17 protein-coding genes and 1 tRNA gene are annotated in these 15814 nt (G+C 71.7%); 5 read left to right on the top strand and 13 right to left on the bottom strand.

Annotated features, from left to right (window positions below):
• Positions 1-4: 4 nt before the first annotated feature.
• From OH804_RS34470 to OH804_RS34450, 5 genes are all read right to left on the bottom strand, one after another.
• The gene (locus OH804_RS34470) at positions 5-1597 is read right to left on the bottom strand and encodes an ATP-dependent DNA ligase (protein ID WP_406061842.1); all 1593 of its coding nucleotides are present in this window, start codon (positions 1595-1597) and stop codon (positions 5-7) included.
• Positions 1598-1685: 88 nt separating this feature from the next.
• A complete protein-coding gene (locus OH804_RS34465) occupies positions 1686-1892 on the bottom strand; it encodes a hypothetical protein (protein WP_030333429.1) in 207 nt (68 codons plus the stop codon).
• Between the two features lie 77 nt (positions 1893-1969).
• A complete protein-coding gene (locus tag OH804_RS34460; protein WP_196924602.1) occupies positions 1970-3313 on the bottom strand; it encodes a dipeptidase in 1344 nt (447 codons plus the stop codon).
• A gap of 36 nt (positions 3314-3349) precedes the next feature.
• Positions 3350-4495: a M48 family metallopeptidase gene (locus tag OH804_RS34455; RefSeq protein ID WP_196919375.1), complete on the bottom strand. Its 1146-nt coding sequence runs from the start codon at positions 4493-4495 to the stop codon at positions 3350-3352.
• A 66-nt stretch (positions 4496-4561) separates the two neighbouring features.
• Complete coding sequence (locus tag OH804_RS34450) at positions 4562-5275, bottom strand: uridine kinase (RefSeq protein WP_406061839.1); 714 nt, start codon at positions 5273-5275, stop codon at positions 4562-4564.
• Positions 5276-5476: 201 nt separating this feature from the next.
• Between OH804_RS34450 and OH804_RS34445 the strand changes: the two genes are divergently transcribed.
• Complete coding sequence (locus OH804_RS34445; RefSeq protein WP_196924605.1) at positions 5477-5878, top strand: rhodanese-like domain-containing protein; 402 nt, start codon at positions 5477-5479, stop codon at positions 5876-5878.
• 61 nt (positions 5879-5939) lie between these two features.
• Here the strand turns inward: OH804_RS34445 and OH804_RS34440 are convergent, their stop codons facing one another.
• From OH804_RS34440 to OH804_RS34430, 3 genes are all read right to left on the bottom strand, one after another.
• Positions 5940-7478, bottom strand: a complete 1539-nt coding sequence (locus OH804_RS34440; protein WP_406061837.1) for a cobyric acid synthase — start codon at positions 7476-7478, stop codon at positions 5940-5942.
• Positions 7475-8533, bottom strand: coding sequence for a cobalamin biosynthesis protein (locus OH804_RS34435; RefSeq protein ID WP_406066778.1), 1059 nt, complete (start codon positions 8531-8533; stop codon positions 7475-7477). The genes OH804_RS34440 and OH804_RS34435 overlap by 4 nt, the downstream gene beginning before the upstream one ends.
• Before the next feature lie 313 nt (positions 8534-8846).
• Positions 8847-9608, bottom strand: coding sequence for a single-stranded DNA-binding protein (locus tag OH804_RS34430; protein ID WP_196919376.1), 762 nt, complete (start codon positions 9606-9608; stop codon positions 8847-8849).
• Between the two features lie 304 nt (positions 9609-9912).
• Between OH804_RS34430 and OH804_RS34425 the strand changes: the two genes are divergently transcribed.
• The gene (locus OH804_RS34425; protein WP_196919377.1) at positions 9913-10332 is read left to right on the top strand and encodes an HPF/RaiA family ribosome-associated protein; all 420 of its coding nucleotides are present in this window, start codon (positions 9913-9915) and stop codon (positions 10330-10332) included.
• A gap of 162 nt (positions 10333-10494) precedes the next feature.
• Positions 10495-11592 (top strand): alpha/beta hydrolase, encoded by a 1098-nt coding sequence (locus OH804_RS34420; RefSeq protein ID WP_406061834.1) that lies wholly within the window; start codon positions 10495-10497, stop codon positions 11590-11592.
• A 19-nt stretch (positions 11593-11611) separates the two neighbouring features.
• On the opposite strand, the gene OH804_RS34415 is transcribed toward OH804_RS34420, so the two are convergent.
• Positions 11612-12307 carry a hypothetical protein gene (locus OH804_RS34415; RefSeq protein WP_196919379.1) on the bottom strand — a complete coding sequence of 232 codons (696 nt, stop codon included), beginning with the start codon at positions 12305-12307 and terminating at the stop codon, positions 11612-11614.
• A gap of 160 nt (positions 12308-12467) precedes the next feature.
• On the opposite strand from OH804_RS34415, the gene OH804_RS34410 reads away from it, so the two are divergent.
• Positions 12468-12540: transfer RNA gene (locus OH804_RS34410), tRNA-Arg, on the top strand.
• Between the two features lie 83 nt (positions 12541-12623).
• On the opposite strand, the gene OH804_RS34405 is transcribed toward OH804_RS34410, so the two are convergent.
• From OH804_RS34405 to OH804_RS34395, 3 genes are all read right to left on the bottom strand, one after another.
• A complete protein-coding gene (locus tag OH804_RS34405) occupies positions 12624-12911 on the bottom strand; it encodes a tyrosine-type recombinase/integrase (protein ID WP_406061831.1) in 288 nt (95 codons plus the stop codon).
• Between the two features lie 96 nt (positions 12912-13007).
• Positions 13008-13397, bottom strand: coding sequence for a hypothetical protein (locus tag OH804_RS34400; protein ID WP_406061829.1), 390 nt, complete (start codon positions 13395-13397; stop codon positions 13008-13010).
• Positions 13398-13786: 389 nt separating this feature from the next.
• Complete coding sequence (locus tag OH804_RS34395) at positions 13787-14215, bottom strand: DUF4304 domain-containing protein (RefSeq protein WP_196919385.1); 429 nt, start codon at positions 14213-14215, stop codon at positions 13787-13789.
• Between the two features lie 477 nt (positions 14216-14692).
• Between OH804_RS34395 and OH804_RS34390 the strand changes: the two genes are divergently transcribed.
• Positions 14693-14947, top strand: coding sequence for a hypothetical protein (locus OH804_RS34390; protein ID WP_406061827.1), 255 nt, complete (start codon positions 14693-14695; stop codon positions 14945-14947).
• A 172-nt stretch (positions 14948-15119) separates the two neighbouring features.
• On the opposite strand, the gene OH804_RS34385 is transcribed toward OH804_RS34390, so the two are convergent.
• Positions 15120-15422, bottom strand: coding sequence for a MerR family transcriptional regulator (locus tag OH804_RS34385; RefSeq protein ID WP_196919387.1), 303 nt, complete (start codon positions 15420-15422; stop codon positions 15120-15122).
• Between the last annotated feature and the right edge of the window lie 392 nt (positions 15423-15814).

Genomic DNA, 15814 nt, shown 5'->3' with positions numbered 1-15814 from the left:
TCCGTCAGCCACTCACACGGCCGGCGTGGATGGCGCGGACCGCGTCGATGGTGTCCGCCTCGGCGGCGGACTTGTCGTCGCGATAGCGCACCACCCGGGCGAACCGCAGCGCCATCCCACCGGGATAGCGCGAACTCGTCTGCACCCCGTCGAAGGCGATCTCGACCACCTGCTCGGGCCGGACCCGGACCACCCAGTCGCCGCGTTCCACGGCGAGGCCGAGGAACCGCTCGGTCTGCCACCGCAGCAGCTCGTCGGTGAGCCCCTTGAACGTCTTGCCGAGCATGACGAAGTCGCCGGTGCGGGCATCACGGGCACCCAGATGCAGGTTGGACAGCCAGCCCTTGCGTCGGCCGCTGCCCCACTCGACGGCGAGCACCACCAGGTCGAGGGTGTGCCGCGGTTTGACCTTGACCCAGGCGGCACCGCGCCGACCGGCGTCGTAGGGGGCGTCCGGCGCCTTGACCACCACGCCCTCCTGCCCGGCGTCGAGCGCGGCGGCGAACGCGGCGGCGGCCTGCTCCGGATCGTCGACCTCCATCCGCCCGACCAGCAGCGACGAATCCACCGAACCGGCGAGGGCAGCCCACCGCTCCCGGCCGGGACTGTCGATCAGATCCTCGCCGTCGAGGTGGAGCAGGTCGAAGAAGTACGGGGTGAGCACCGCCGCGCCCGTGCTGGCGGCCGCCGCGAGCACCGCTGGGGCGACCGGTGTGCGCCCGGTGGTGCTGGGGGTGGTGCGCCGGGCGGCTCGGCTCGACGTCTGCTGGAAGGGCAGCGGGCGGCCGGTCTCGTCCAGGCCGATCGCCTCGCCGTCGAGGACCAACTCCCGGCCGGGCAGGGCCCGGACCGCAGCGACCACCTCGGGCACCCGGGTGGTGATGTCGTCGAGGCTGCGGGTGAACACGGCGATGTCGGCGCCGGAGCGGTGCACCTGGATGCGGATGCCGTCGAGCTTCACGTCGACCACCGCCGGCGTGCCGGTCGCGGCGAGCGCCTCGTCGACCGAGGGGGCGCTCTGCGCGAGCATCGGCGCCAGTGGCCGGCCGACCTGGAGACTGAACCCGGCCAGCTCGGCGGCCCCGCCGGCCAGCGCGGCCACCGCAACCGCCCGGAGATCACCGGCGAGCAGCAGCGCTCGGCGGACGGCCGCCACCGGCACCTCGGCGGCCCGGGCCACCGCGTCCGCGAGGAGCCCGGCCTGGGCGCCCTGCCGTAGCTCGCCACTGAACAGGCCGGTGAGCAGGCGCTGCTCGTCGGCCGTCGCCGCCGCGTAGAGGGCACCGAGCAGCGCCCGACGCCGGGCCTGCGAGCCGGAGCCGTGCACAGCGGCGATCTGCGCGATGGCCGCGTCCACGGCGCCCACCGTCAACGTCGGCTCGGCGGCCGGTGGCGGCAGGTCACGCAGGCTCGCGTAGCCGACCCCGGTCTGCCGTTGGCGCAGCTCACCGGCGAGATAGCCGGCGCCGGGCTCGACCTCGTCGGGGTCGAGCCGGCGCAGCGCGTCAGCGAGCAGCTCCACCTTGGCGCGTCGGCCGCTGGTGGCGCCGACGGCGGCGGACGTGGCTGCCAGATCGAGGAACCGCACGCAGCTCATCCTGCCAGTCACCTCCGACACCGCCCGGGCATTGCCGTGCCCGGGCGGTGTCGGCAGGGTGCCGCCCACTCACGCGGACGACAGGCCCTTAGGCGGAGACGGGCTCCTCGATGCGCAAACCTCGGGCGCGGACCTCGCCGGCGACCCGGGAGAGCACCGAGTCGAGGGCGACCAGTGCGGCGGAGAGCTCACCGAGCTGTTCGTTGAGCGTGTCCTCGGACCACGCGGAGACATCGACATCTCCCAGCGCGCTGACAGCGGCCCCCAACCGGGCCATCACCTCGTTCGTACTCATGTACGAAAGGCTATAACAGCCGACCATCCGACACGCCGTAAACTCCCAGATCAGGCCCAAAGTTGCCGTTCTGACACCTAACCGCCGACCGCCGCCACGTTACGCAGAAGCAGCGCCTCGGCGAGGCAGACCCGGGCGAACTCCCCCAGGTGCAGACTCTCGTTCGGGCCGTGCGCGCGGGCGTGCGGGTCCTCCACACCGGTCACCAGGATCGCCGCCTTCGGGAACATCTCCTGGAAGGTCGCGATGAACGGAATCGAGCCGCCGACGCCGATGTCCACCGGGGCGGTGCCGTCCCAGGCGGTCCGGAAGGCCGAACGGGCGGCGTCGAACATCGGCCCGGACGCGTCGATCACGCACGGGTCGCCGTCGTGTTCGAACGTGACAGTCACCTGCGCACCCCACGGCGCGTGCTGCTCCAGGTGCGCGCGCACCGCCGCGTACGCCCGCTTGGGGTCGTCGCCCGGGGCGAGGCGGATGCTGAGCTTCGCCTTCGCGGCCGGGACCAGGGCGTTCGGCGCCTCACCGGTGGACGGCGCGTCCACACCGAGGATGGCCAGCGCCGGCTTGGTCCAGAGCCGGTCGGTGATCCGGCCGGTGCCGATGAACTGCACGCCGTCGGCGAGCCCCGCCTCGGCCCGGACCCGGTCCTCCGGGTAGTCGACGGTGGCGCCCTCCCGGCCGACGAGGCCGTCCACTGCCACGTCGCCGGCGTCGTCGTGCAGCGTCGCCAACAGCCGGACCAGCGCGGTCAGCGCGTCCGGCACGGCGCCGCCGAACATGCCGCTGTGCACCGCGTGGTCCAGTGTGCGCACCTCGACGAAGCAGTTGACGATGCCCCGCAGCGAGGTGGTCAACGCCGGTACGCCGATGTCCCAGTTGCCGGAGTCGGCGATCACGATGACGTCGGAGGTGAGCTCGTCGCGGTGCTCGGCCAGCAGTTGCTCCAGCGAGTCGGAGCCGTACTCCTCCTCGCCCTCGATGAAGAGGACCACGCCGACCGGCAGTGCGTCCCCGTACGCGCGCAGCGCCGCGACGTGCGCCATGATGCCGGCCTTGTCGTCGGCCGCGCCCCGGGCGTAGAGCCGGCCGTCCCGCTCCACCGGCTCGAACGGGTCGGACTCCCACAGCGAGCGGTCGCCGACCGGCTGGACGTCGTGGTGGGCGTAGAGCAGGACGGTGGGTGCGCCGGGCGGCGCGGCCCGACGGCCGATCACCGCCGGCTGGCCGCCGGATCGCACGATGTCGACGTCCAGGCCACAGCCGCGCAGCAGCTCGGCGACCGCCTCGGCGGAGCGTTCCACGTGCGAGTGGTCGAAGCCCTCGAAGGCGATGCCGGGAATGCGGACGAGGCGCTCCAGGTCGGCCCGGACGCCGGGCATCTCCCGCTCGACGGCGGCCCGCACCTCGGACTCGGACATGATCGGTGAGGTCATGACCGGCATCGTATGCCGGCCTTACCGGGGCGTGCCGGCGGAGCCCGTACCGTCACCGCTGTCGGCGGGGCCGGCGCCGGCCCGCGCGCCGGGGGCGGCCCGGCCGGCACGGTGGGCGCGGCCGGCCGCCTCGGTGGCGGCATCCATCCAGGAACGGGCCCGACCGGCGGTGCCACCCACCCACTCGCCGACGTCGCTCGCGCCGTCGCCGAGCCGGCGCAGCAACCCCACCAGTGGGTCGGTGGACCGGCTGAACTCCTCCCGGTACGACTCGGCAGCCGCCTTGATCTCCTCGGAGACGCTTGTCGAGCTGTCGTCCTCGCGGCGCGGATAGTCCCCGGCCAGCACCTGCCCGTACGCCCCGGAGTCGATCCACTGGCGCAGCTGCGCCGCCCGTGCCACCGGCGTCGGGTGGGTGCTCCACGCGGTCATCCGGATCTTGTGCAGGCTGTCGCGCAGGTCGCCGCCGCCGGCGTACTCGGCGGCCTGCTCCAGGAAGGCTGTGGTGTCGACCTGGGACAGGTCGCCGCCGCCGGCCAGCTTCATCAGCAGCCGCAGCGCGGCGGCCGGGTCCTGCCCGGCGAGCAGGCCGGCCCGGTCGGCGGAGAGTTCCGCCTTACGCCACCACTCCAGCATCGCCGCGATGATGGCCCGCAGCGCGATCGCGCCGACCGGCAACCAGCTCAGGTTGGCCGCCCACCGGGTGAGGATCATCAGCATGGTCTTGTAGACCGCGTGCCCGCTGCCCACGTGCCCCAACTCGTGGCCGAGCAGGCAGCGCAGCTCGTCCTCGTCGAGTTGCTGCACGCACGCGGAGTTGAGCACGATGAACGGCCGCTCCAGCCCCACCGCCTCGGCGCCCAGCCAGGGCGACTGGGTCACGTACAGCTCGGGCAGCTCGGCCACGTCGAGCGCCGCCGCGGCCTCGGTGTAGCGCTGCCACACCGCCGGGTACTGCCGATGGTCGACCCGGATGCCGGATGCCAGCACGGACAGCCGGAAACCCCGCTCGTTCCACATCCCGAAGAACGCCCGCACCACGTCGTCGAAACCACGCAGCTCCCGCAGCGCGACCAGGGCACCCCGGTCGGCCGGATGCTCCCAGGCCCGCGAGCTGATTCCGGTGAGGGTGATCCGACGCCGCGCTGGCGCGTCCGCTGCCGTCATGGTGGCTCCCCGTTCGCCGTAGCTCCCCGCATCGTGCCGCAGTCGGTGGCCGACGTCCATGCCCGCCTAGCGAAGCCGCACGTAGTACCGGTCCGCGTCGTGCGGCAGGGTCGGCGCGCCATCCACCAACAGGTCGGCGTGGGTCGCGGTCTCGTCGACGGCGAAGTGCGCCCGTTCCCCGTCATGCCAGCGGCGCAGCTCGGGCAGGATCGCCGGCCCGTCCCGGTCGACCGCGCGAGCCAGTCGCAGCGGCGCGGGCGCGGTGACGAACACCGCCAGCGTCAGCTCCGGCCGGACGACCGCCCGGGCGGCGCTGACCCCCTCGACCACCAGCACCGGAGCCACCGGAACCGGAACCGGCCGGGGCAGAAAACATCGCCGGACCCAGCTGTACCGCCGGTAGGCGCCCGGTTCCCCCTTGCGCAGCGGGGCGAGCACTCCCTCGTCGAGTCGGGGCCAGAAGGTGACCTGGTCGTCCCATCCGTCGAGCAGGTCGTCGGTGTGCACCACCGGCGGCCGGCCGTCGAGCGGCCCCGCCAGGGCATCCGCGAGCCGCGCGGCGAACCGGCTCTTACCCGCGCCGCTCGGCCCGTCGACAGCGACCAGCCGGGTCCGCCCCAACCGCGCCGGGGCCGCGAGCACCCGACGAGCCAATCCGGCGTACGCCTCGACGACCGCCACTGTCGGCCCGCCAGTCTCCGGGTTCAGCACAGCCTCCCGTGGTGCATGCCCGAAGTATGCCGCCACCGCTGCTGGGCAGGGTGATCGGCTTCGGTTCATCGACGTCGCGGTATCCCTGCTGGCCCGTGTCGATCATGCCGTTTGCGGGGCCGAAGTGGGGCACTGTGACACGTAGGGCTGACCGCCCTGGCCCGCCACCGTCACGTCCGGGGGAATTGGTGCGGCGACGGGTGACGGGCAGCCCGTTCGCCGCCCGGGGTGCCACCGAATCGGCATGATCGGGTGGTGCTCCGAGACGTAATGAGCCCCGGTATAGACGCCCTACTCGAACAGGCCCGCGCCGGGCTGAACCGACTGACTCCGCAGCAGACCGTCGAGGCGGTCCGCGGCGGTGCGTTGCTGGTCGACACCCGTAGCGAACTTCAGCGCCGCGAACAGGGCGACCTGCCGGGCGCGGTCGTCATCGACCGGACCGTACTGGAGTGGCGCCTCGATCCGGCCAGCGCCTGGCGGATCCCCGAGGCCACCGGGTACGACCGGGAGATCGTGCTGGTGTGCCGGCAGGGCTACAGCTCCAGCCTGGCCGCCGCCAGCCTGCAGACCCTCGGGTTGCGCCGGGCCACCGACATGATCGGCGGCGTGGACGCCTGGCTCGCCGCCGGCCTGCCCACCACCGACCGCCCCGCCGACGTCCGCCCCTGATATCCCCCGGCCTTGCCGTGCGCCGTGCCGCCTGCACCCTCCTCAGGGGACGGTGCGGCGGTCAGGACGGGGCGCCGGGTGGGATGAAGGGGAGGCCGGCGGGCGGGCCGGCTTCGATGAGCCGCCAGAGGGCATCGGTGTCCAGGTGTTCCTCGACCAGGTCACCGAGCAGGTCGAGTGAGCGTTCCCGGGCGGTGGCGAAGCTGGTGGCCGGTGCGACCCGGAAGCCGCTGCGCCCGGCCAGGCGAGCCGCCTCGGTGAGGAACCACCGGCGGAACCCGTCGGACTCGAACGCCCCGTGCCAGTGTGTGCCGTGCACCGCGCCGAGCACGGCGCCCTCTCCGACACCGTCGTCGCCGGTCAGCAGCGGGGTCAGGTCGGGGTCGGCCTGTGAGACGTACCCGTGGTGGATCTCGTAGCCACGCACCGGGAGGCCACCCTGGCCGGTGCCCGCCGACTGCCGGACGGTCTTGCGCGGGTCGAAGGTGATGTCGATGGGCAGCAGGCCGAGCCCCGGCACGCTGCCCTGCCGGCTCTCCACCGGGTCGTGGATGGCGCGGCCGAGCATCTGGAAACCGCCGCAGAGGCCGAGCAGGGGCTTGCCGGCCGCCGCATGGGTGGCCACGGCGTCGGCGAGCCCGGTTTCGCGTAGCCACGCGAGGTCGGCGACGGTGGACTTGGAGCCGGGCAGGACGACCAGGTCGGCGGCGGCGAGCTCGGCCGGTTCGATGGTGAGGCGTACCCGGACGCCCGGCTCGGTGGCGAGCGCCTCCACGTCGGTGGCGTTGCTGATCCGGGGCAGGCGGACGACGGCCACGTCCAGCCATTCGCTGCCGTGCGGGGCGGCGGGCCGGCCGAGCACCCGGCCGTAGGCGAGTGAGTCCTCCGCGTCGAGCCACAGGTCGAGTGCCCAGGGCAGCACCCCGTACGTGGGGCGGCCGGTGACCTGACGCAGCATGTCCAGACCCGGCTGGAGCAGCCCGAGGTCGCCCCGGAACTTGTTGATCACGAAGCCGGCGATCAGGGCCTGGTCGGCCGGGTCGAGCAGGGCCACAGTGCCGAACATCGAGGCGAAGACACCACCCCGGTCGATGTCGCCGACGACGATGGCGGGCAGGTTGGCGTGCCGGGCCAGCCCCATGTTGACGTAGTCACCGGCCCGGAGGTTGATCTCCGCGGGGCTGCCGGCGCCCTCGCAGATCACCACGTCGTACGTCTCGCGCAGCTCCGCCAGGGCGGCGTACGCGGTCTCGGCGAGCCGGGGACGTAGCTGCCGGAAGGTGCCTGCGGTGATCGTGTCGACCGCCTCACCCAGCAGCACCACCTGACTGGCCAGGTCGCTGCCCGGCTTGAGCAGCACCGGATTGAACCGCAGGTCGGGTGCCAGCCCGCACGCCGCGGCCTGCATGGCCTGGGCGCGCCCGATCTCGCCGCCGCGGCCGTCCGGCCCGACGACCACCGCCGAGTTGTTCGACATGTTCTGCGCCTTGTACGGCGCCACCTTCACGCCCTGCCGGTGCAGCCAGCGGCAGATGCCGGCGGTGAGCACGCTCTTGCCGGCGTCGGACGTCGTGCCGGCCACCAGCAGCCCGCCGCTCACCGCCCGCTCCCCCGCCACGCCCCAACGCCCCGGGCGAGGCCGGCCAGCCCGCGCCCTCCGGCCGCAGCGACCAGCCCTCGCCGGCCCACGGCGCCGATCAGTGCACGCCTGCTCACGGCGCCTACCAGCCGGCCGAGGGTCACCGGGTACGCGGCGGCCAGCCCGACGGCGGCCAACCCCACCGCGCCGGAGATCCGGGCGGCCCGCTTCAGGTGCCGCGCCTCGGGGCGGGGACCGTCACCGAGGAACGGCCGCACCTCGGAGCGCCCGAAATAGACGTTGCGGCCACCGAGGCGGACCCCGAGCGCACCAGCCATCGCCGCCTCGCACTGCCCGGCGTTGGGGCTCGGGTGGTCGTTGCGGTCCCGCCGCCACACCTGCAAGGCGCGCTGGCGGTCCCCGTGCGCGACCGGCGCGACGGCGATGGTGAGCAGCCCGGTCAGTCGGGACGGCACGAGGTTGAGCGCGTCGTCCAGCCGAGCGGCAGGGGTGCCGAACCGCGCGTAGCGCGTCGACCGGTGGCCGACCATCGCGTCGAGGGTGTTCGCCGCACGGTAGCCAAGCAGCCCTGGCAGCCCGGCGACCGCACCCCAGAGCAGCGGAGCGACCACAGCGTCGGAGGTGTTCTCCGCGACCGACTCGACTGTGGCACGGGCCAGTTCCGACTCGCCCAGCGTCGACGGGTCCCGTCCGCAGAGGTGACCGAGGCGTCGCCGGGCGGCGGGCAGGTCACCGTCGCGCAGCGTCCGACCCATCACTGTCGCCTCGTGTCGTAGCGTGCGGCCGCCCAGCACGGTCCACGTGCCGGCCGCGACGAGCACCGCCCGGGTCACCGGCCGGTGCCGGGTGGCGGCTGCGGCGACCGCACCGAGCAACACCGGCCCGCCGACGGCCAGGGCGGTGAACGCCGTACCCGCCGTTCGGTCCGGGCGGTAGAGGCGGCGCTCCAGCGCGCCCGCGGCCTGCCCGAAGCCGGCCACCGGGTGCCACCGGCTGGGGTCGCCGAGCACCCTGTCCAGCGCGAACCCGGCGAGCAGCCCCACCGCGTTCGCCATCGGCGCTGTCCGTCGCACCCGCACCACCTCCGGCCGGCCAGCCTAGACGAGCACCCCGTGAACCAACCCGACCCACGGTCCCGCACCGGCGACGAGAACCCCTGGAGCGAAGAGGCAGGCCAGCCCCGCTGACGCCCGTCACGCGGGGTGACAGCGCTGATCACGCCGCCACCCCGCCCCCGTCGTGCCGCATGTGCCGCACCGCTCCGCACCATGCTGTGCCGCACCGCGCCGTGTGGTGCCGCGTGGTGCCATGTGGCCGAACCTCAGCCAGCTCGGCCGCCGCCCAACCCGCGACGGCCGAGCCGACCAGTCAGGCTGGCTGCGGGATCCGGCCCCGACCACGCCGCCCTCGACCGGGCTGCGCCGGCTCCGGTTGCCCCTCGTCGGGCACCGGCCCCAACTCGATGTCCAGCTCACCGTCGGCGTGGTCGTCGTCCGCCTCGGGCGGAGATGCCAACTCGTCGTCGAGGCCCGACGGGAGGTTGCCCTGCCCGACCTGTCCGCCACTCGGGGTGCTGTCGTCGTCCTCTCCGACGGTGGCGAACGGGCTGGTTACCAGCTCCGCGTAGTCGGGCAGCTCGAAGTCGTCGTCCAGCGGACGGTCGTCGGGCAGCACGGGTGCCTGCCCGGCCGGCACCGGCTCGGTGGGCTCGCCGTGCACCCGGCTCTCGGCCTCCGTGTCCTCCACGGTGCTTGTCGTCATGCTCGGCCGGTTGCGCAGGAACCGGGCCCGGCCCCGGGACAGGTCGTGGCCGACGGCGACCGCCTCCAACTCGTAGAGCGTGCGGTGGTTGCCGGCGTCGTCGGTCCAGTCGCGGGTGTAGAGCCGCCCGCAGACCACCACCGGATCGCCGACCATGACGGAGGCCGCGACCCCCTCGGCGAGCTTGCGCCAGCAGTTGACGCGGACGCGGAGCGAATTGCCGTCGACCCACCGGCCGCTGTCCCGGTCGAGTCGGCGGGCGGTGGAGGCGACCTTGAAGTTGGCCACCAGGGTGTTGCTCTGGGTCGTACGCCGCCACTCGGGCGTAGTCAGCACATTGCCGACGATTGTCACGTAAGTGTCGAACATCGTCCCTCCAGGGGGATCGGGGCCTGCCAGCGCGAGTCGACTCGACACCGAGCATCGACACTGAGGGCACCCGTTGCGAGCGCCCATTCCCCGCCTGTGGATGACGGACCCACCTGTGGACAACGCCCTGATCACGCCCGGATGTGGTACGCCCGACCCGGCCGACCCGCCGTCCACGGTTTCCCGGGCCGCCCGAACTGGGTAAGGACTTGATCAACGCACCACCGACAGCTCCACGTCGACGAGAGGTCAGCGCCATGATGATCACTACCATCGGCTCCGCGAACGCTTCCGAGGCGCAGCGATGAGCGCCGTGGCCAACCCGGCGACCGTGGCCGAGTGCCTGCGGGTGGGTGCCGGGTTCTCGCAGGGCGACCGCAACTGGATCGCCGAGCAGTTCGGCACCCTCGACGCCCGGCTGGCCAGCTTCCACGCCGACGCCACCGAGCTGGAGGTGTCGGTGAAGGACCGGGAGGCGCGTGGGCAGAAGGTCACCCTGGAGTGCTGGATCGCCGGCCGGCAGAAGATCGTCACCACCTCCGCCGAGGAGGACCTGCACGCCGCCCTCAACGACGTCCGTGACGACCTGCGGCGCCGGCTCAACGACGCCAAGACCCGCCAGGAGCCCCGGCACAACAAGCACCTGCGCGACCTCCCCCAGCCGCAGACCGAGGCCGACGAGTCCGAGGACCCGGCCCTCCGCGCCGACGCGGAAACGGCCTGACCCACGCCCCACCCCCGCGATCTTGCACTTTCGGCTCCCGAACAGCGGCTATCGCCCCTTTTTGTCGGGACAGAAAGTGCAAGATCGCGGGGCGAGTGGCGTCAACTGAACCAGCGAGGCTTGGGCTACCGCTCGGTAGGGCGGCGGCGTAGCGTCGCGTTCGTGGAACCGGACGTGTTGGGGCCGCCGTACGAGCGGCAGACGATCGACCTGGGCACCGACGACGAAGGCCGCGTTGTCGCGACTCTGGTCCGGCGGCGGGCCGAGCGCCCGACCGGGCGGGCCGTGCTCTACGTGCACGGCTTCGTCGACTACTTCTTCCAGACCCACCTGGCCGACTTCTTCGCCGAGCGAGGTTGGGACTTCTACGCACTCGACCTGCGCAAATACGGTCGCAGTCTGCTCCCGGGCCAGACCCCGAACTTCTGCCACGACATCAGCGACTACTTCCCCGAGCTGGACGCCGCCGCCGAGATCATCCGCAAGGACGACGGGCACGAGACCCTGCTGACGATGGGCCACTCCACCGGCGGCCTGATCATCTCGCTCTGGGCGGACGCCCGCCGCGACACCGGCACCGTCGACGGCCTGGTGCTCAACAGCCCCTTCTTCGACCTGAACGCCCCCTGGGCGGTCCGCCGACCCCTCGCGGCCGCCGCGTCCCGGCTGGGCCGCAGGGCGCCGCACCGCATCCTCCCGTTCGGGCTGGGCACTGTGTACGGCGAGAGCATCCACTCCGACCACCGCGGCGAGTGGACCTACGACCTGGCGTGGAAGCCGCTGGCCGGGTTCCCGGTCCGGGCCGGCTGGCTGAACGCGATCCGCACCGGGCAACGCCGGCTCCGCGCCGGCCTGGACATCCAGGTGCCGGTGCTGCTGGCCTGCTCGACCCGCTCCTTCCGGGGCACCAAGTGGCACGACAACGCGACACTGGCCGACGCCGTGCTGGACGTGGAGCACATGGTCCGCTACGCGCCCCGCCTCGGCCGCCACGTCACACTGGCCCGCTTCGACGGCGGAATGCACGACCTCACCCTCTCCGGCCCCGCCGTACGGAAGAAGGTCTTCGACGAGGTCGGCCGCTGGGCCGAGGCGTTCCTCGCCGCCGGCCCCACCGCCCCGGCCGATGCCACACCGACCGACGCCGCACGCTCAGACGCGCCCCCAGTGGATGCCGCACTGACCGACGCGGGCCTAGCTGACGCCGCGCCGACCACCGCGCAGACGGCCGACGCGGCAGGGGCGACGCCCGGCCACTGACCAGGCCGGACAGCAGGGCTCAGACGTCGCCGGGCGTCGCCGGCAGGACGGCACGGATCCGGTCGAAGGTCGCCACCGGGTGCTCGCCGACGCCGGGCAGGACCAGGCCCAGGCAGTACGGGGAGATCGCACCGGTGGCGGCTGCCTGAACGATGAAGACCGGCGCGCCGACGTACCCCGGCGGCAGCTCCGTGGTGACCACCACGGCGTCCCCGTCGCGGACCACCCGCTCGATCGCGACCTCCAGCGGCCGCGACCCGTCCTCGCGTACCCCAAGGGCCAGCACGAAAGCGGAACTGGCGTCGGCGCCGAGGCGGGCGACCACCTCGGGCCCGGCGGCGACCTCCGCCGGCACCGGCTGGACGCGCCACCGCCAGCCGCCGTCGCCGGCATACCGGTGCAGGCCAGCGGTCGGCAACACCGCTACCCCGTCGCCCGGGAAGCGGGCCCAGCCGGGCACGATCTCGGCCTCGGCAATGACGGCCGGGGCCACCCCCGCCGGCTCGGTGACACTCGACCGCAGGCCCAGCTCACCCCCCGAACCGACCACCAGGTCGGCCGCCGTCAACAACGACTCCCCCACCGGGTCGTCGCCGCCTTGGAAGAAGAACGCGGTACCGAAGTCGCCCGAGGACCGGTACGGCAGGATGGCGCGACCGACGACCTGGCACAGCTCGTAGGCGACGTCGCTCTCGGCATCGGAATCCAGCAACACCAGCCAAAGGTACGGTCCACGGCCAGGCCGGTCCGCGGTAACCCGGATGCCCGCCACGAGGCGAACGTGAGACCCTGCTCGGCAACGTGTACGCGGGCACCCTTTTCGCCGTCGGGCAGTGGGACGGCGGTACCCTCTGGGCGCGACATCCACGCCACACGCGCCCGTAGCTCAGCGGATAGAGCAGGGGACTTCTAATCCCAAGGCCGCAGGTTCGAATCCTGCCGGGCGCACCCACCGCACCGCAGGTCAGCGGTTTGCCTTGCCCGGTCCGGTCGATCATCACGACCCCCATACAGCCATTCGTACAGCCAAGTCACCCGAAGAGGTGCTTCGCGGCCTCGTCCACGGCGGCCCGCTCGATCTCCGGCAGGACGTGGGCGTAGGTGTTCATCGTGAGCCCGATCTGGCTGTGCCCGAGCACCTTCATCACGGTCCGGGGCGAGGCACCGGAGACGAGCAGGAACGTCGCGCAGGCGTGCCGCAGGTCGTGCAGCCGCATGGGGGAAGCCCGTCCGGACGGTGCGGTAGTTGGTAGTTGCGCGGGTTGCCATCTCCACCATGAGTCCCAGGCAGAGCCGAGCAGACCAGGGGCCAGCTCCACGGTGTGTGGGACTCACGGCGGAGATGGCTCTGAGGCCGTTTGCCGAGGGCGTCGCCCCTGCCATCACCCCAGGACGCGCCCGGAGAGCGCCAGGGATCAGGTGCGGGTCGGATACAGCTCCAACTTCACGCCGCGAAGCTCAACCCAACATCCCGCGACATCGGGCGGCAATCCGACGATCTCCACCAGGACCAGGCCGCCGCTGACTCTCATCGTTGCGACCTCGCCCCCTTCCGCCGGCTGTTCGATTCGTCCGCGCATGAGCACGGCATCATCGAGGACACCAGCGAAATCGGTCGCCTCAGTAGCGCACGCCGCGGATTCGCCCCAGTGCAGCGCATCGGGGATGTCCAGCTCGACGTTGAAGTCCTGGCCGGCTACAGGTAGGTCGGCGTCTCGCCAGACGCCGGTAGCGACGCCAGCAGCACAGGCAAAGGTCACCTTTGGCAATGCAGCCTCGACCACGTCGAGAATGTGAACGTTCACGGCTCCCGATGATGACAGCAACGATTGACAGCAACGGCACCGGACCGTGGTGCACAAGCGCGGACACTGGCGTAGGGGCCAGCGACGGAAGCTGCGGACGGACCGTCCCGGACGGCCTCGCCGAGGCTACGGATCAGATGGTCAGCGCCGGCCCGTCGTACAGCCATCCGTACAGCCAAGCCCGCCCGCTTACGCCGACGCTGCCCGACAACGACGGACGGCTGAACAGCAGTGCCATCACCTGACCAGCCATCCGCGATCTTCTTCTAATCCCAAGGCCGCAGTCGAATCCTGCCGGGCGCACCCCCACCGCCGCAGGTCAGCGGCTTGGCACGCCCGGCCCCGGCCGGCATCGGCCGGGCCGGCCGGCCATGGCGAAGACTGTTAGATCAAAGCCGTTCGCGGAGAGCAGGAAGGCCGTACGCGCTGATAGCGGCGACGACCTCGCTCGCAACAGCCTTGGCATCTGCATCCTCGTCCAGATCCCACCAGACGTCCCTGTTCTCAGGCATCAGATGGCCCCGGCGGCAGGACCAGACGAAACGACCGTAGAAGGTGCCCGGCGAAGGCTTCTCCGGTAGGTGGCTCTGCTCACGCCTGAGCGACTCCCAGACGAGCCGTGACATGGCGCAGAGGTTGACGGTGAACGTCAGGGCCTCGCTCGTGTTGAACCGCGAGGACTGGAACCCCAGCAACGCCCAGGACTCCGGGTCCGGCAGGCTGTACCGGGAGCCCGATCCGTTGAGGCCGAGGACGCGTAGAGCAGGAGCAATATCGTCGCGCAGCATCGCACGATAGGTAGCCTGCACGTCGCCCACGTCATCACCCGCTCTGGTCTGAGGACCAGAACCTAGCGTCAGGCATGAACGACCCGGGGCGCTGCCCAGCCAGGTCACCCGTTGCGGCTCGCCTATCGGCTGGCCGATGATGTTGAGCACGAGCACGGCTAGGAGGAGGGGCAGCGTTGCGCGAGCAGGCCGACCGCCTCACACTGATCGATCGCTGGCACCACTTCGTACTGAACCGACCGGTCCTCGTGCATCCTGGCGAGACGATCTGGCACGAAGACGACCACCTCCAGGTCCAGCGGCTCGATGGGCGAGTGGACGCTTACCCCGGCGGTATCTGTCGCTGCAGGTGCCGGGACGGGGAGCGGTAGCGACGCACGTGGTCCGACATGCAGCTCGCACCGGTTCAGCCCCAGTTCTGACCAGACGCACATCCGCGACACAGATTCCTGCTGGGCCAGAGTGGAAGGGACATCCATGGAGTCAGCTGCCACCCCGACGTGGGTCATGACGGTGGAGTATGTCGGCGTGTCGCCTGCTTGGTGTGAGGGCGACGGCACCACGGATGACTCACGTGTGAACCCGATCGCCGTGTCGATACTTGGCGATCGTGCTACCACCCTCAGCGCGGTCGTCGCGGCCGTCACCGAACAAGAGGCCCACGAGATCGGACTGGTCGGCCTCGGGCGTTGGGCGCAGCAGATCGGCCTCAGCACGGACAATCCGACTGTGGTGGCGCTGTTTGCCAGAGGCGTCGGATAGTCGGCCCATCCCGAGCAGCTCGGGCAGGGACCACAATCGAGCGCTGCCGGCAGGCCCGCCGATCCACACGACCGAAACCCTTTTCCGCAGACGACCGACGGCCCCTGCCCTGACGGGAGGGACCGTATGGCGCTCGGCTTCACGTTGCGGGCAGACCCGCGCGGAGGTGTGCTCAGCCCTGCTGGTGGCGCTCATTGCGCCGAAGGGCCTCTTCGAGTTGGTCCTCAAGAATGATGATCCGGCAGGCCGAGGCGATGTCGGTGCCCTGGTCACACATCTCCCGAGCTCGCGCGGCAAGGCGCAGCTGGTAGCGGGAGTAGCGGCGGTGCCCTCCGCTGGAGCGCTGCGGGTCGATCAATTTCGCATCGCCGAGTCGGCGTAGAAAATCCTGCGAGCAGCCGAGGATCTCGGCGGCGCGGCCCATCGTGTAGGCGGGGTAGTCCTCATCGTCGAGCATGTCGTCTGGTTGAGCCATGGAACCTCCATCACGAGGGCCCCGGTGCTCGGAAGCACCGGGGCCCAAGGGTTGTGGGTCAGGAACACCATCTACCGACAGAACGTCGGCTTGTCTTGTCCGCACCGACCGTCAGGGACGGCTTCGGGTGCGAGGATCGCATAAGCGTGACCGGAGACCACCTCTCGTTCGAGGGAAACTGCGGTGTCCGCGCCCAGCCCACGAACGCGACTGGCAGCGGGCGATCCAACGGTGTAATGCCCTCCCTTGCCTCTGATTTCCTCTGCTGTACTCCGTGCTGTCCGTCGGTGTCGAAGCCCCACGCAACTTCATGGCCCCAACACGTGCGACGGACTTTCCTTACCTCGGGTGAAGCCCTGAACAAGCGTTGGCCTCACCCGCTGTCACACGCG

Source organism: Micromonospora sp. NBC_00860 (assembly GCF_045207375.1).
GTDB classification, from domain to species: domain Bacteria; phylum Actinomycetota; class Actinomycetes; order Mycobacteriales; family Micromonosporaceae; genus Micromonospora; species Micromonospora vinacea.
The sequence above is the reverse complement of the archived record's forward strand: the minus strand, read 5'-3'. Positions and strand labels throughout refer to the sequence as shown.

Bases quoted from the DNA above. Each gene is read 5' to 3' on its own strand.
- OH804_RS34450 (WP_406061839.1), bottom strand. From the start codon at position 5,275: ATGAACCGAAGCCGATCACCCTGCCCAGCAGCGGTGGCGGCATACTTC.
- OH804_RS34385 (WP_196919387.1), bottom strand. From the start codon at position 15,422: ATGGCTCAACCAGACGACATGCTCGACGATGAGGACTACCCCGCCTAC.
- OH804_RS34425 (WP_196919377.1), top strand. From the start codon at position 9,913: ATGAGCGCCGTGGCCAACCCGGCGACCGTGGCCGAGTGCCTGCGGGTG.
- OH804_RS34470 (WP_406061842.1), bottom strand. From the start codon at position 1,597: ATGAGCTGCGTGCGGTTCCTCGATCTGGCAGCCACGTCCGCCGCCGTC.
- OH804_RS34390 (WP_406061827.1), top strand. From the start codon at position 14,693: ATGACGGTGGAGTATGTCGGCGTGTCGCCTGCTTGGTGTGAGGGCGAC.
- OH804_RS34460 (WP_196924602.1), bottom strand. From the start codon at position 3,313: ATGTCCGAGTCCGAGGTGCGGGCCGCCGTCGAGCGGGAGATGCCCGGC.
- OH804_RS34455 (WP_196919375.1), bottom strand. From the start codon at position 4,495: ATGACGGCAGCGGACGCGCCAGCGCGGCGTCGGATCACCCTCACCGGA.
- OH804_RS34445 (WP_196924605.1), top strand. From the start codon at position 5,477: ATGAGCCCCGGTATAGACGCCCTACTCGAACAGGCCCGCGCCGGGCTG.
- OH804_RS34435 (WP_406066778.1), bottom strand. From the start codon at position 8,533: ATGGCGAACGCGGTGGGGCTGCTCGCCGGGTTCGCGCTGGACAGGGTG.
- OH804_RS34430 (WP_196919376.1), bottom strand. From the start codon at position 9,608: ATGTTCGACACTTACGTGACAATCGTCGGCAATGTGCTGACTACGCCC.
- OH804_RS34465 (WP_030333429.1), bottom strand. From the start codon at position 1,892: ATGAGTACGAACGAGGTGATGGCCCGGTTGGGGGCCGCTGTCAGCGCG.